This window comes from Streptomyces roseoviridis, assembly GCF_039535235.1.
GTDB classification, from domain to species: Bacteria; Actinomycetota; Actinomycetes; order Streptomycetales; family Streptomycetaceae; genus Streptomyces; species Streptomyces roseoviridis.
This window is the reverse complement of sequence record NZ_BAAAWU010000001.1, coordinates 1,618,794-1,633,127: the sequence shown is the minus strand read 5'-3', so window position 1 is coordinate 1,633,127 and position 14,334 is coordinate 1,618,794. Positions and strand designations below refer to the sequence as shown.

Sequence of the window (14,334 nt, the reverse complement as noted above, 5' to 3'; positions counted from 1 at the left end):
CGGGCCCGGCCGTCAGGCCGTGGCCGTCAGCGCCCCCACCAGCAGCGGAGTCACCAGCTCCACCTGCCACGGGCGCGCCCCGTGGCCCGTCAGCGCCGCCGCGACCGTCTCCGGGTCGGCGGGGGACGGCGGCTCCCAGCAGACGCGGCGGACCGTGTCGGGAGTGATCAGGTTCTCCTGCGGCAGGTTCAGCTCCTCCGCGAGGGCCGACACCGCCGCGCGGGCCGCGGAGAGCCGGGCCGCGGCCGCCGGGTCCTTGTCCGCCCAGGCACGCGGCGGCGGCGGGCCCGCCACCGGCTGGCCCGGCTGCGGCAGCTCGGCGTCCGGCAGGGCCTTCGCCCGGTCCACGGCCGCCTGCCACTGCTCCAGCTGGCGCCGGCCCATCCGCTGCCCGAAGCCGGGCAGCGCGGACAGCGCGCCCACGTTCGGCGGCAGCGCGAGGGCCGCCTCCACGATCGCCGCGTCGCTCAGCACCTTGCCGGGGGAGACGTCACGCCGCTGGGCCACCCGGTCGCGGGCCGTCCACAGCTCCCGCACCACCGCCATCTGCCGGCGCCGGCGCACCTTGTGCATGCCGGACGTACGGCGCCACGGGTCCTTGCGCGGCGGCGCCGGGGGAGCCGAGGCGATGGCGTCGAACTCCTGGCGCGCCCACTCCAGCTTGCCCTGGCGGTCCAGCTCCTCCTCCAGCTCGTCGCGCAGGTCGACCAGCAGCTCCACGTCGAGCGCGGCATAGCGCAGCCAGGGCTCGGGGAGCGGGCGGGTCGACCAGTCGACGGCGGAGTGGCCCTTCTCCAGGGCGTAGCCGAGCACCGACTCGACCATCGCGCCGAGACCGACCCGCGGGAAGCCGGCCAGGCGCCCGGCGAGCTCGGTGTCGAAGAGCCGCGTCGGCACCATGCCTATGTCCCGCAGGCACGGCAGGTCCTGGGTCGCCGCGTGCAGGATCCATTCGGCCCCGGCGAGCGCCTCGCCGAGGCCGGACAGGTCCGGACAGCCCACCGGGTCGATCAGCGCGGTCCCCGCGCCCTCCCGGCGGAGCTGGACGAGATAGGCGCGCTGCCCGTAGCGGTAGCCGGAGGCGCGCTCGGCGTCGACGGCGACGGGGCCGGTTCCGGCGGCGAAGGCGGCGATCACCTCGGCGAGCGCGTCCTCGGTCGCGACGACGGGCGGAATGCCCTCACGGGGTTCGAGCAGCGGGATCGGCAGCCCATGCGCAGGGACGTCGTCGTCCGAGGGGGCGCCCCCGGTGGTTCGCAGTGCGGTGTCACTCGCGGTGTCTTGGGCGTCGGTCACCTGTCAAGGGTATCTGCGAATGGCAAGCCCCCCTCGACGGAACAGCCGGAACAGGCGGAACAGTCGAAACTCCTGTAACGGTCGAAACAGGAGAACGAACCGGCCGGACCCATGGGTCCGGCCGGTTCAGAGGGAACGTTCCGTCGACAGGCGCCTGCCGGTTCTCACACCCTTTCCGGGGCCGGGCGGCTCAGTGGATGATCCCGGTGCGCAGGGCCACCGCGACCATGCCGGCCCGGTCGCCGGTGCCCAGCTTGCGGGCGATGCGGGCCAGGTGGCTCTTCACGGTGAGTGCCGAGAGGCCCATCGAGACGCCGATGGCCTTGTTGGACTGGCCTTCGGCCACCAGTCGCAGCACCTCGACCTCGCGGCCGGAGAGCTCGCGGTAGCCGCCCGGGTGGCTCGGGGCACCCGGGGGGCGGCGGTGGCCGAGGCGGGCGGCCGCGGCGCCGATGGGGGCGGCGCCGGGACGGGTCGGGTGGCCGATGTTGGTGCGGGTGCCGGTGACGACGTATCCCTTGACGCCGCCGGCGAGGGCGTTGCGCACGGCGCCGATGTCGTCGGCCGCCGAGAGGGCGAGGCCGTTGGGCCAGCCCGCGGCGCGGGTCTCGGACAGCAGGGTCAGGCCGCTGCCGTCGGGCAGGTGGACGTCGGCCACGCAGATGTCGCGCGGGTTGCCGACGCGGGGACGGGCCTCCGCGATGGACGATGCCTCGATGACGTCGCGCACGCCGAGCGCCCACAGGTGGCGGGTGACGGTGGAACGGACGCGCGGGTCGGCCACGACGACCATGGCCGTCGGCTTGTTCGGGCGGTAGGCGACCAGGCTTGCGGGCTGCTCGAGGAGAACGGACACCAGGCCTCCTGGGGAAGGTGGGGGACGGAGCCGGCTCGGGGAAGAAGCCGGGGGCGGACCCGTGCTGTGAAGGGGTCACTGACTCCTTCGGCACCCGGGCCGCCCGCCTTTAGGGAAAGATCACGATTTAGTGAGTAACAATTGGTGCAATTCGGACGCGCGATCGATCATCGTACGAGCCTCATGCTCCCTGCGCCCGAAAGTGTCCGAAAAACGACGTCCGCCCCCGCGCGCCCGCTGACACCCGACGGTCAGGGCTGCTGCGGCCCGCGCCGCTGGGGCAGCGGCACGACCCCCGCCCCCGAGGCCGAGCCCGCCCCCGGGCCGGTCGCCGGACCCGCCCCCGGATCCACGGGCGACGGCGGCAGCCCCGCCACCTGGCACAGCAGGTCGCACCACGCCGCCAGGTGCGTCCCGGTGTCCGGCACCCCGGCCAGACCCTCCTGCGGCGTCCAGGAGGCCCGGATCTCGATCTGCGTCGCCGGACGCCGCTCCGCCAGTCCCCCGAAGTAGTGGGAGCCCGCCATCGTGACGGTGCCGCTCGCCTCCCCGTACGCCAGGCCGCGCGCCTCCATGGCGCCGGTCAGCCAGGACCAGCACACCTCGGGCAGCAGCGGGTCCGCGGCCATCTCCGGCTCCAGCTCCGCCCGGATCAGCGTCACCAGCCGGAAGGTGCCCTTCCAGGCGTCGTGTCCGGCCGGGTCGTGCAGCAGCACGAGCCGCCCGTCCGCCAGGTCCTCCTCGCCCTCCACGACCGCCGCCTCCAGGGCGTACGCGTACGGGGCGAGCCGCTGCGGCGGCCGGGTCGGATCCACCTCGATCTCGGGCCGCAGCCGGACCGCGCGCAGCCCCTCCACCGCCCGCCGGAAGGCGGGAGGTACCGGATTCGTCTCCGTGGGGTCCACCCTGTCGCCCGCCGTCTTCCCCGTCCCTCGAATGCCGTCGGAATGATCGGAAAAATGTCCCTGAGCCGCAGCCATGCCGGGAAGAGTAGGCGGAACGGGGCCCCTGCGCAGGGAGGGACACCCGGGCCGGGTGAGCGGCTTCTCGCCACATGCGAAGATTCTGGGCGTGAGCGCCATCGATCGCCCTCAGGGCCAGCAGACGAAGCACCAGCCGCAGACCTACGACTCCGCGTTCCTGAAGGCGTGCCGGCGCGAGCCCGTGCCGCACACGCCCGTCTGGTTCATGCGGCAGGCCGGGCGGTCCCTCCCCGAGTACCTGAAGGTCCGCGAGGGCATCCCCATGCTCGAGTCGTGCATGCGCCCCGAGCTGGTCACCGAGATCACCCTGCAGCCCGTGCGCCGCCACAAGGTCGACGCGGCGATCTTCTTCAGCGACATCGTCGTCCCGCTGAAGGCCATCGGCATCGACCTCGACATCAAGCCCGGCGTCGGCCCCGTCGTCGCCGGGCCCGTCCGCACCCGCGCCGACCTGGCCCGGCTGCGCGACCTGACCCCCGAGGACGTCCCGTACGTCACCGAGGCCATCGGCATGCTCACCGGCGAGCTGGGCGCCACCCCCCTGATCGGATTCGCCGGCGCGCCGTTCACCCTCGCGAGCTACCTCGTCGAGGGCGGCCCGTCCCGCAACCACGAGCACACCAAGGCGCTCATGTACGGCGACCCGCAGCTGTGGGCCGACCTCCTCGACCGCCTCGCCGAGATCACCTCGGCCTTCCTCAAGGTGCAGATCGAGGCCGGCGCCTCCGCGGTGCAGCTCTTCGACTCCTGGGTCGGCGCCCTCGCCCCCGCCGACTACCGCCGCTCGGTCATGCCGGCCTCCGCGAAGGTGTTCGACGCGGTCGCCTCGTACGGCGTCCCGCGCATCCACTTCGGCGTCGGTACGGGCGAGCTGCTCGGCCTCATGGGCGAGGCGGGCGCCGACGTGGTGGGCGTCGACTGGCGCGTCCCGCTCGACGAGGCCGCCCGCCGCGTCGGCCCCGGCAAGGCGCTCCAGGGCAACCTCGACCCGGCCGTGCTGTTCTCCTCGCGGGAGGCCGTGGAGGCCAAGACGGACGAGGTCCTGGCCGCCGCGAAGGGCCTGGAGGGGCACGTCTTCAACCTCGGTCACGGGGTGCTGCCGACGACCGACCCGGACGCGCTGACCCGCCTGGTGGAGCACGTTCACACGCGGACGGCCGTCTGACCCCTCGGGGTGCGGCCGCCCGCGTGCGGGGACGGGCTCAGTACTCGCAGTTGACGGGCGGCGCCCCCGTGGTGACCCGGCAGGAATCGAAACCGCCGGCCCCGTCCACGGTGCCGTTGTTGACGTTCACCCGGAGGATGTCGTTCCCCAGCCCACCGGTGACGGCGCTGCCGGGACCGACCGTCCCCTGCACGGCGATGTAGTCGGAGGCGTCGTTCCCGGACACCGTTCCCGTGTCCAGCGAGCCGGAGACGGTGATGTGGTCGCTGCCGGGACCGCCGGTCACGAGGCCCGCGACGTCACCGGTGACGGAGATGCTGTCGTTCCCCGCGACGCCGTTGACCTGGTGGCCGTCGGGCACCGTACCGCAGCGGATGACGTCGTTGCCGGGCGTGCCCATGACGACGTCGGCGGTGACGGTGGCGCCGTTGACGGTACAGGTCACGGCGTGGGCGGGAGTCGCCGTCAGGGCGATCGGGGCGATGACGAGAGCGGCCGCGCAGAGCGCGCGCATGCTGTGTCTGATCATGTGACCAGTCGCACACGGTGACGACCGAGGTGCAAGCCGTCACCGTGCGTCGCTGCGCCGCCCGGGTCAGCCCGCCGCCCGAACGGCGGCCACCGCCTTCCGCGCCGCCACCAGCACCGGGTCCCACACCGGCGAGAACGGCGGCGCATAGCCCAGGTCGAGGGACACCATCGTGTCCACCGTCATCCCCGCCGTCAGCGCCACGGCCGCGATGTCCACCCGCTTCCCCGCGCCCTCCCGGCCCACGATCTGCACCCCGAGGAGCCGCCCGGTCCGCCGCTCCGCCAGCATCTTCACCGTCATCGGCGCGGCCCCCGGGTAGTAGCCCGCACGACTGGTCGACTCCACCGTCACCGTCACATAGCGCAGACCCACCGCCCGGGCGTCCTTCTCGCGCAGCCCGGTACGGGCGATCTCCAGGTCGCAGACCTTCGACACCGCCGTCCCCACCACCCCGGGAAAGGTCGCGTAACCGCCGCCCACGTTCGCGCCGATCACCTGCCCGTGCTTGTTGGCGTGCGTGCCCAACGGCACGTGGCGCTCCCGCCCCGACACCAGATCCAGGACCTCGACGCAGTCGCCGCCCGCCCACACGTTCTCGTACCCGCGCACCCGCATCGACAGATCGGTCAGCAGACCCCCGTACGCGCCGAGCGGCAGCCCCGCCGCCCGCGCCAGCGAGGTCTCCGGCTCCACGCCCATGCCGAGCACCACCACGTCCGCCGGATACTCGGCGTCGTCCGTGACCACCGCCCGCACCCGGCCGTCCTCGCCCGTGAGGATCTTCGTCACCTCAGCCGAGCCGACCGTCGTGATCCCCAGACCGTCCATCGCCCGGTGCACCAGACGCCCCATGTCCGGGTCGAGCGTCGCCATCGGCTGCTCACCCCGGTTCAGGACCGTCACCTCGAAGCCCCGGCCGAGCAGCGCCTCCGCCATCTCCACACCGATGTACCCGGCGCCGACCACCACCGCCCGCCGGCCCTCCGCCCGCTCCAGGCTGTCCAGCAGGGCCTGCCCGTCTCCCAGCGTCTGCACCCCGTGCACACCCGGCGCGTCGATGCCCGGCAGCGGCGGGCGCTGCGGCCGGGCGCCCGTCGCGATCACCAGCTTGTCGAAGCCCGTCCAGGACTCCTCGCCCGACTCCAGATCCCGGGCCCGCACCCGCTGCCGGTCCAGGTCTATCCCGGTCACCTCGGTCCTCATCCGCAGATCGATGTCCCGGGCCCGGTGCTCCTCCGGGCTCCGGGCGATCAGCTCCTCCAGGGAGCCGACATCGCCGCCGACCCAGTACGGAATGCCGCAGGCCGAGTAGGAGCTGAACCGCCCCCGCTCGAAGGCGACGATCTCCAGCTCCCCGGGCCCCTTGAGCCTGCGTGCCTGCGACGCGGCCGCCATGCCCGCCGCGTCGCCACCGATGACCACCAGTCGTTCGCTCATGTCCCTATTTTCGTGGCTCGGTTCTCCTCCGGGGTGCTCGAGCCGGACTCGTATTTTCGTGGCTCGGTTCTCCTCCGGGGTGCTCGAGCCGGACTCACAGCGCCGTACGTGCTCGCCTCCCTCGTTCCTCGGGAGGCTGCGCGCGTTCGTCACTGTTCCCCCGGCCGCACCCCTTCGGCTCACTCGCCGGGGTTCAGGGGGGCGCCGTCAGGGGCCCTGGGAGTGGCGGGCGCATCGGCCGGGTCGGCCCTCACCGGCCCCGTCCCAGGTCCCGGACCCGGGTTCGGCTCCGGCCGCCGCCGCAGCCACAGCGGCCGGACCAGCCGGCGCCACCCCACGTACAGCACCGCCGCCGTCGCCAGCCACGGGGCCAGCGCGGCGAGCACGATCAGGACCCACGCGGCGGCGCCCACCAGGGCGCCCCAGCCGCCGGCCAGCGCGTCCAGGAAGCCGGGCCGGTCGTCGGCCCCGGCGGCCGGTGCGGCCTCCGGCTCGGTGAGGTGGAGGGTGATCGTGGCCAGCGAGGTGCGGTCCTTCAGCGAGGCCCGCTGGGCGAGCAGCGACTCCAGGTCGGCCTGACGGCGGCTCAGTTCCCCTTCCAGGGTGACCACGTCGCTCAGCTGCGTGGCCTTGTCCATCAGGGCCCGCACCCGCGCCACGCTCGCCCGCTGGGTGGCGATCCGGCTCTCCACGTCCACCACCTGCTCGGTGACGTCCTTGGCGTTCGCCGTGCGGGACAGCAGCTTGCCCGCGCCCGCCAGTTCGGCGAGGACGGAGTCGTAGCGCTCCTGGGGGACGCGGAGCACGATCCGGGAGCTGATGTGAGTGCCGTCCGTCCGCTCCGTCGTCTCGTTCTCGACGTGGCCGCCCGCGGCCGCCGTGACCCGGCGCGCCGAGGCCAGCGCCTTCGTCGCGTCCTTGACCTCGACGGACAGTTCGGCGGTACGGATGACGTGCTGCGGGGCCGGCCGGTTCTGGCTCCCGGGCGTCCGCTCGGGGGCTCGCTCCGGGCCCGGGGCGCCGTCCGCCGCGCCCTCGGGCGCACCCGAACCCGCCGGTTTCGCCGCGTACCCGCTTCCCTTGCCGTCCGCGGCCGAACGGCCGTCCCCGGCGCCGCACCCCGTCAGCACGAGCGCGGCCGACAGCAGCAGCGCCGCCGCGGCCGTGCGCGTCCCCGCCGTGCGCCTCCCCGCCGTACGCGTTCTCGCCGTACGCGTTCTGTACATCCGAACCCCCCAAGGCGGTGATGTGTCGTGCCGCTTGGACGCGAGGAGAGGGGGAGCGGGTTTCGGTCCGGCGGTAGCGAAGCGGTCACGGTCGGGCCTCGGAACGGACGCGGGCGGGCGATTTGAGAGAGTGGTCCCATGAACGGCCCCACGAACCCGCAGCCCACGGACGGCCGGCCCACGACCGGGAACGGACCGCACGTCGTCGTGGTGGGCGGCGGCATCGCCGGACTCGCCGCCGCCCACCGGCTCGTCACGGCCGGCGCGCGGGTCACCCTCCTGGAAGGGGACGAGCGGGTCGGCGGCAAGCTCCTCGCCGGGGAGATCGCCGGCGCCCCCGTCGACCTCGGCGCCGAGTCCCTGCTCGCCCGCCGCCCCGAGGCCATCGCCCTCGCCGAGGCCGTCGGCCTCGGCGACCGGCTCCAGGCCCCCGCCACCACCACCGCCTCCGTGTGGTCCCGGGGCCAGCTGGTCCCCATGCCGAAGGGCCACGTCATGGGCGTCCCCGGCGACGCCTCCGCCGTCGCCGGGCTGCTGTCCGACGAGGCCCTGCGCCGGATCGACCGCGACCGCGAACTCCCGCCGACCGACATCGGCGACGACATCGCCATCGGCGCGTACGTCGCCGAACGCATGGGCCACGAGGTCGTCGACCGGCTCGTCGAACCCCTCCTCGGCGGCGTCTACGCCGGCGACGCCTACCGCATCTCCATGAAGGCCGCCGTGCCCGCCCTCTTCGAGGCCGCCCGCCGCCACCCCACGCTCGCCGACGCCGTCCGCGCCGTCCAGCGGGCCGGTGCCGCGACCCCGGCCGACGCGGCGGGCGCCGCCACCGGCCTCGGCGGCGCCGCCTTCGCCGGCCTCCGCGGCGGCATCGGCACCCTGCCCGGCGCCGTCGCCGACGCCGTCCGCGCCGCCGGCGGCGAGATCCTCACCGGGACCCGGGCGGGTGCCCTGCTCCGCGGCGGCGACGGCCGCTGGCGGGTCGCGACCCGCCAGCGGGTCCTCGACGCCGACGCCGTGGTCCTCGCCACCCCGGCCGACGTCACCGCCGGCCTCCTCGCCGCCCACGCCCCGGCCGCCGCCGACGAGCTGGCGGAGATCCGCTACGCCTCCATGGCCCTCGTCACCCTCGCCTTCCGCCGCTCCGACCTGACGGACACGGGCCTTCCCGCCCTGCCCGGCTCCGGGTTCCTCGTCCCGCCCGTCGACGGCCACACGATCAAGGCCGCCACCTTCTCCAGCCAGAAGTGGAGCTGGGTCGCCGACGCGGCCCCCGATCTCCTCGTGCTGCGCACGTCCGCCGGCCGCCGCGGCGAGGAGGAGCAGCTGCGCCGCGACGACGCCCACCTCGTCGACGTCTCCCTCAAGGACCTGTCCGCCGCCACCGGACTGACCGCCCGGCCCGTCGCCTCCGTCGTGACCCGCTGGAACGGCGGACTCCCGCAGTACCCGGTCGGTCACCTCGCCCGCGTCGAGCGCATCCGCGCCGCCGTCACCGGCCTGCCCGCACTGCGCCTCGCGGGCGCCGCGTACCAGGGCGTCGGCATCCCCGCGTGCGTCGCCTCGGGCCGCCGGGCCGCCGACGAGATCCTCGCCGAGCTCGCCGACACGCCGAACGAGATCATCGCCACGTCGAGAACGGCCGACCCGGGTACGGGGCACTGTCCGTGACGGGCGAGAATAGGCGTATGAGTGCGCCCGAAAAGATCCCGAACGCCGGTAAGAAGGCGAAGGACCTCAACGAGGTCATCCGCTACACCCTGTGGTCCGTGTTCAAGCTGCGCGACGTCCTGCCCGCCGACCGCGGCGGCTACGCCGACGAGGTCCAGGAGCTGTTCGACCAGCTCGCGGCCAAGGACATCACGATCCGGGGCACGTACGACCTCTCCGGTCTGCGCGCCGACGCCGACGTCATGATCTGGTGGCACGCCGAGACGAGCGACGAGCTCCAGGAGGCGTACAACCTCTTCCGGCGCACCAGGCTGGGCCGCGCTCTGGAGCCGGTCTGGTCGAACATGGCGCTGCACCGCCCCGCCGAGTTCAACAAGTCGCACATCCCGGCCTTCCTGGCCGACGAGACCCCGCGCGACTACGTCTCGGTCTACCCCTTCGTGCGCTCCTACGACTGGTACCTGCTGCCGGACGAGGACCGCCGCCGGATGCTCGCCGACCACGGCAAGATGGCCCGCGGCTTCCCGGACGTGCGCGCCAACACGGTCGCCTCCTTCTCGCTCGGCGACTACGAGTGGATCCTGGCCTTCGAGGCCGACGAGCTCCACCGGATCGTCGACCTCATGCGCCACCTGCGCGGCTCCGAGGCGCGGATGCACGTCCGCGAGGAGGTGCCGTTCTACACCGGCCGCCGCAAGAGCGTCGCCGACCTGGTGGCGGGCCTGGCCTGACGGCCGGGCACCGGCACCGGTACCGGCTCCTTCACCGGCACCGGTACTCCCGACCCGGTCACCGCCCGGCGCCCAGCCGGGCGGCGACCCCTTGACCCGGAAGATCAGACGGCCTGCGGAACTCCGCCTGCCGCTCCAGCGACACCGGGTCCGGCTCCGGGTGCGGCGCGCACGACGCGCGCCGCACCGGCGTCCCTTCCCCCGCCTGCGGCTTCCCGGCGGGCGGCACGGCCCCCGTGAGCAGATAGCGCTCCAGATGGCCGTTCACACAGGCGTTCACTCCGCCCCCGATGCCGTGCGTCCCGGCGTCCCGCTCCGTCACGAGCGCCGCGCCCGCCAGCCTCCGCTGCAGTTCGCGCGCCCCTTCGTACGGAGCCGCCGCGTCCCGCTCCGCCGCCAGGATCAGCACCGGCGGCAGCACTCCCGGACCGGTCCGCACGTCCATCGGCTTCTGGCGGGGCGCCTTCCAGTAGGCGCAGGGCAGATTGGCCCACACGTTGTCCCAGGTCTCGAACGGTGCCTGCCTGGCGAGCCGGGTGTTGTCCCGGTCCCACAGGGCGAAGTCCTCCGGCCAGGGGGCGTCGTTGCACTCCACCGCCGTGTACACCGCGGCCCCGTTCCCGGGGTCGACCGCCGCCGGCTCTCCGCTGCGGGCCGGCGCGGCCGGTGCGGCCTGGGCGATCAGCGGTTTCGGGTCACCTTCGAGGTACGCGCCGAGGGCGCCCGCCCGCGCCGCCCAGAACCGGTCGTCGTACAGCGCCTGGAGCATCGCCCCGTGCAGCTGCCCCGGGCCGACCCGGCCGCCCGCGGGCGACGCGGCCAGCTCCACGCGCACCTTCTCGTAGTGCGCGCCCACCTCGGCGGCCGTCGTGCCGAGCCCGTACACCGCGTGGTGCTTCGCCGCCCAGGTGCGGAAGTCGGCCCAGCGGCGCTCGAAGGCGAGCGACTGGTCGAGGTTGTTGACGTACCAGACGCGCTCGGGCGCCGGGTTGACGGGCGAGTCGAAGACCATGCGGCGCACCCGGTGCGGGAAGAGCGTCGCGTACAGGGCGCCGAAGTACGTGCCGTACGAGGCTCCCATGTAGGTCAGCCGCGGCTCGCCGAGGGCCGCCCGCAGCACCTCGAGGTCGCGCGCGTTGTTGAGCGAGTGGTAGTGCCGCAGCGCGGAGCCGGTGCGGGTCGCGCAGCCCTGCGCGTAGGTCCTGGCGCGGGCGATCCGCTCCTTCTTGTAGACCTCCGACGGGATCGTCGGCGCGAGCGTCGGCCCGGTGACCCGGTCGGCCGGGTCCTGGCAGGAGACCGGCGCGGAGCGGCCGACCCCGCGCGGGGCGTAGCCGACCAGGTCGTACGCGGCGGCGATCCGCTTCCAGACGGGGAGCGCGGCCACGAGCGGGAAGGGGGTGGACGACGCGCCCGGGCCGCCCGGGTTGTAGACGAGCGCGCCCTGCCGTCCGGCCGCCGGGCCGGAGGCCCGCACCCGGCTGACGGTGAGCGGGACGAGGGTGCCGTCGGGGCGCGCGTAGTCGAGCGGGACGCGTACGGTGCCGCACTCCACCGGCGCCGGCAGCCTCTCGGCCGCCGGGCACGGCCCGAACCGGATGCCGCGGGCCGCCGCGGCCCGCGCGGCGGCCTGGACGCCCCGGCTCTCGGCAGGCGGTGCGTCGAGCCGGGGCGCGGCGTCGGCGGCCGGGCCGAGGGCCGGTGCGAGGGCCGGAGTGAGGAGGGCGGTCAGTGAGGCGGACAGCATCAGCGCGACGGACTTCATCGGCGCTTCCCTTCGTAGCCACGGAGGCGGGCGGGCGACAAAGGGATCGTTCGGGCCGGGGGCGCGGAAGTAAAGGATCCACGAGGGGTGTCGGCTGTCATGTCCCCGAAAGGCGGCACGCCGCTCGGGCCGGGGCGGTCGCGTCAGGAACTGCTGGACGAGCAGGAGCTGCTGCTGGACGAGGACGAGCACGAGCTGCCGCCGGACGAGGACGAGCACGAGCTGGAGGAGCCCGAGGAGCACGAACTCCCACCCCCGGAGCACGAACTCCCACCACCCGAGCACGAACTCCCGCCACCCGAGCACGAGCTCCCGCCGGAGCAGGAACTCCCGCCCCCGCAGCCGCCCCCCGTGCCCCCGGCCGGGGCCGCGCACCACAGGACCGGCAGCACGGTGGCGTCATCCGCCGAGTGGGAGGGGTGCGAGCGGGAGAACCGGCGGACCGGGGACGGCAGGGGCGTCCGGGCCGCCGTCGCCAACTGCTCCCGCAGGACCGGGTCCGGCAGCGCGCGCAGCCCGTACAGGGCCACCGGCATTCCGCCGTGCGGCAGATGCCCGTGCGCCGAGGCGTACGCCGAAACGGCCGCCTGCCCGGCAGGAGTCACCCGGCGCTTCGCGGCCGAGGCGCACAGCACCGTCGCCACGATGAGACCGACGATCACCGGCAGCACCTTCAGGATGAACGGCAGCCGCGGGCCCGACCCCATCAGGTCCGCCACCGTGAGGATCAGCGAGACCGGCACCGCCAGCATGGCCAGGATCCCCAGGACCGTGCTCCAGGTCAGCGCGGACCGCCGGGCCCGGGGGTCCATGATCAGCCCCCGGGCGGCGAGCCCGTCGCCGATCTCCTGCACCGCGGGGTGCCGCATCACGGCGAACCGCAGCGGAGCCAGGGCGCCGTGCGGGGCTGCCGCCAGCTCCTGGAGCACGGCCCGCTCGACCGGGTCGTGCGCGGTCGGCCGCAGCACCCGCACGATCCCGGGACCGCCCACCGCCACACGGCCGTCCCAGATCAGGGCGGTGAGCGCGGTGTCGACGACCCGGGCCGGACCGCCGTTCAGGAACGCCGCCTCGTACGGGTCCTGCACCGGCCCGCCCGGACCGCGCCCGGCCCCGTTGCGCTTGACGAACAGCACCGCCATGCCGGCGCCGCCGACCACGTAGAAGAAGAACGCGAGCGTGTTCACGGTCGCCTCACCCCCGTCCCAGAACCGTACGAACCCGATGTGCGAAGCGCGCGGCCGGTCCCGGCGGCCGGACGCCCGCCCGCTCCCGCCACCACGCGGTGAGCCGCCGCCGGACCTCCGCGTCCTCCGGCAGCCCGGCGACGAGCAGCCCCTCGACGAAGCCGAGGGCGTCGTCGCGGTAGCCGCCCCTCATGGGCCGGCTCCGGGCGTGCGCGAGGAACGCGGGCCGGTAACCGTCCCCCAGGATCTCCGGCAGCTCGGGCGCCACTTTCGCCACGACGTCCGCCCGCTTCGCGGCGAGCGCCCGGCTCTGCACCCCGAGCCGCCGCACGTCGAACCCCTCCGGCGCGGGCGTCCCGGCGACCAGCGCCGACAGCAACGCCGCCTGGGCCACCCCGAGCCGCTGGCGCGCGGGAGAGCCGGCCGGGGCGGACGCGGCCGGGACGCCGCCGGGGGCGGACGGGGGCCGGACCGGCCCGTCCGTCGCGCCGGCCGGGGCCGAAGCCGTCGGCTCCGGCGAGGCCGTACCCCTGTCCGTCGGCGCCGGCGTCGGCATCGGGCCGCCCGAGACGCGGGCGCCCGCGCCGATCAGGAGCGGACGGGGGCGGGCGGCGGCGACCGTCGTGCGGATCGTCTCCAGTTCGGCGGCCAGCTCGTCCGCCGCCGGGAAGCGGTCGTCCCGCTCCAGGAGGACGCCCGGCGGGGAGACCCGGGAGGCCAGGTCCGCGAGGATGTCGAGGACGGGACGGGGCACCGGGTGGGCGTGGGTGTCGTGCCAGACGCCGTCCCGCTCCAGGCCGCCCGCCACGTGCACGTACGCGATCGCCTCGACCGGCAGCGAGGACAGCGCCTCCGCCGGGTCCTCGCCCCGGTTGACGTGGTTGGTGTGCAGGTTGGCCACGTCGATGAGGAGCCGCACCCCCGTGCGCTCCACCAGCTCCGCGAGGAACTGGCCCTCCGTCAGCTCCTCGTCCGGCCAGGAGACGAGGGCCGCGATGTTCTCCAGGGCCAGCGGCACCGGCAGCGCGTCCTGGGCGATCCGGACGTTCTCGCACAGCACGTCGAGCGCGTCCCGGGTCCGGGGCACCGGCAGCAGGTGCCCGGCCTCCAGCAGCGGCGTCGCGGTCAGCGGCCCCCCGGCCCTTACGAACGCGATGTGCTCCGTCACCAGCGGCGCGCCCAGGGCCTCCGCCTTCTCCGCGAGCGCGGCCAGCCGCCCGGTGTCCGGCCGGTCGGCGCCGCCGAGGCCGAGCGAGACGCCGTGCGGCACGACGGTCACGCCGCGGGCCCGCAGCCGTTCCAGCGAGTCCGGCAGATGCCCGACGCAGATGTTCTCCGCGACGACCTCCACCCAGTCGACGCCCGTCAGCCCCTCGATCGCGTCCGCGATCTCGGGCCGCCAGCCGATGCCGACACCGAGTTCCGTCATGTCCCCCTCCTTCAGTCCCCCAGGTGATGGCCCACGCGCGACCGTTCGAATCC

Annotated in this window: 12 protein-coding genes; 3 read left to right on the top strand and 9 right to left on the bottom strand. The window is 74.8% G+C overall.

Translation table 11 applies throughout. From position 1 onward, the window contains the following. Window positions 1-12: 12 nt before the first annotated feature. The 3 genes from ABD954_RS07430 to ABD954_RS07420 all read right to left on the bottom strand — a co-directional run bounded on the left by ABD954_RS07430 (window position 13) and on the right by ABD954_RS07420 (window position 3,132). Window positions 13-1,296, bottom strand: coding sequence for a ribonuclease D (locus ABD954_RS07430; RefSeq protein ID WP_345484989.1), 1,284 nt, complete (start codon window positions 1,294-1,296; stop codon window positions 13-15). A 190-nt stretch (window positions 1,297-1,486) separates the two neighbouring features. Continuing rightward, a complete protein-coding gene (locus tag ABD954_RS07425; RefSeq protein WP_015037008.1) occupies window positions 1,487-2,152 on the bottom strand; it encodes a response regulator transcription factor in 666 nt (221 codons plus the stop codon). A 251-nt stretch (window positions 2,153-2,403) separates the two neighbouring features. After that, window positions 2,404-3,132 (bottom strand): DUF3000 domain-containing protein, encoded by a 729-nt coding sequence (locus ABD954_RS07420; RefSeq protein ID WP_345484988.1) that lies wholly within the window; start codon window positions 3,130-3,132, stop codon window positions 2,404-2,406. Between the two features lie 91 nt (window positions 3,133-3,223). On the opposite strand from ABD954_RS07420, the gene hemE reads away from it, so the two are divergent. Next, window positions 3,224-4,300, top strand: coding sequence for a uroporphyrinogen decarboxylase (gene hemE, locus ABD954_RS07415; RefSeq protein ID WP_345484987.1), 1,077 nt, complete (start codon window positions 3,224-3,226; stop codon window positions 4,298-4,300). Window positions 4,301-4,337: 37 nt separating this feature from the next. Here the strand turns inward: hemE and ABD954_RS07410 are convergent, their stop codons facing one another. From ABD954_RS07410 to ABD954_RS07400, 3 genes are all read right to left on the bottom strand, one after another. Next, window positions 4,338-4,829, bottom strand: a complete 492-nt coding sequence (locus ABD954_RS07410; protein WP_345484986.1) for a hypothetical protein — start codon at window positions 4,827-4,829, stop codon at window positions 4,338-4,340. A gap of 66 nt (window positions 4,830-4,895) precedes the next feature. Next, a complete protein-coding gene (locus tag ABD954_RS07405) occupies window positions 4,896-6,269 on the bottom strand; it encodes an FAD-dependent oxidoreductase (protein WP_345484985.1) in 1,374 nt (457 codons plus the stop codon). A 179-nt stretch (window positions 6,270-6,448) separates the two neighbouring features. Then, window positions 6,449-7,495: a DUF4349 domain-containing protein gene (locus ABD954_RS07400; RefSeq protein WP_345484984.1), complete on the bottom strand. Its 1,047-nt coding sequence runs from the start codon at window positions 7,493-7,495 to the stop codon at window positions 6,449-6,451. A gap of 138 nt (window positions 7,496-7,633) precedes the next feature. On the opposite strand from ABD954_RS07400, the gene hemG reads away from it, so the two are divergent. Then, window positions 7,634-9,169, top strand: coding sequence for a protoporphyrinogen oxidase (gene hemG, locus ABD954_RS07395; RefSeq protein ID WP_345484983.1), 1,536 nt, complete (start codon window positions 7,634-7,636; stop codon window positions 9,167-9,169). A 17-nt stretch (window positions 9,170-9,186) separates the two neighbouring features. Further along, entirely contained in the window at window positions 9,187-9,900 is a 714-nt protein-coding gene (hemQ, locus tag ABD954_RS07390) for a hydrogen peroxide-dependent heme synthase (protein ID WP_345484982.1), read from the top strand. A gap of 58 nt (window positions 9,901-9,958) precedes the next feature. Here hemQ and ABD954_RS07385 read toward each other — a convergent pair whose 3' ends face one another. The 3 genes from ABD954_RS07385 to ABD954_RS07375 form a co-directional block, all read right to left on the bottom strand. Continuing rightward, window positions 9,959-11,665, bottom strand: a complete 1,707-nt coding sequence (locus ABD954_RS07385; protein ID WP_345492018.1) for an alpha/beta hydrolase — start codon at window positions 11,663-11,665, stop codon at window positions 9,959-9,961. A gap of 143 nt (window positions 11,666-11,808) precedes the next feature. Then, complete coding sequence (locus ABD954_RS07380) at window positions 11,809-12,852, bottom strand: TIGR04222 domain-containing membrane protein (protein ID WP_345484981.1); 1,044 nt, start codon at window positions 12,850-12,852, stop codon at window positions 11,809-11,811. 7 nt (window positions 12,853-12,859) lie between these two features. Beyond that, complete coding sequence (locus tag ABD954_RS07375; protein ID WP_345484980.1) at window positions 12,860-14,281, bottom strand: multinuclear nonheme iron-dependent oxidase; 1,422 nt, start codon at window positions 14,279-14,281, stop codon at window positions 12,860-12,862. Window positions 14,282-14,334 lie beyond the last annotated feature (53 nt).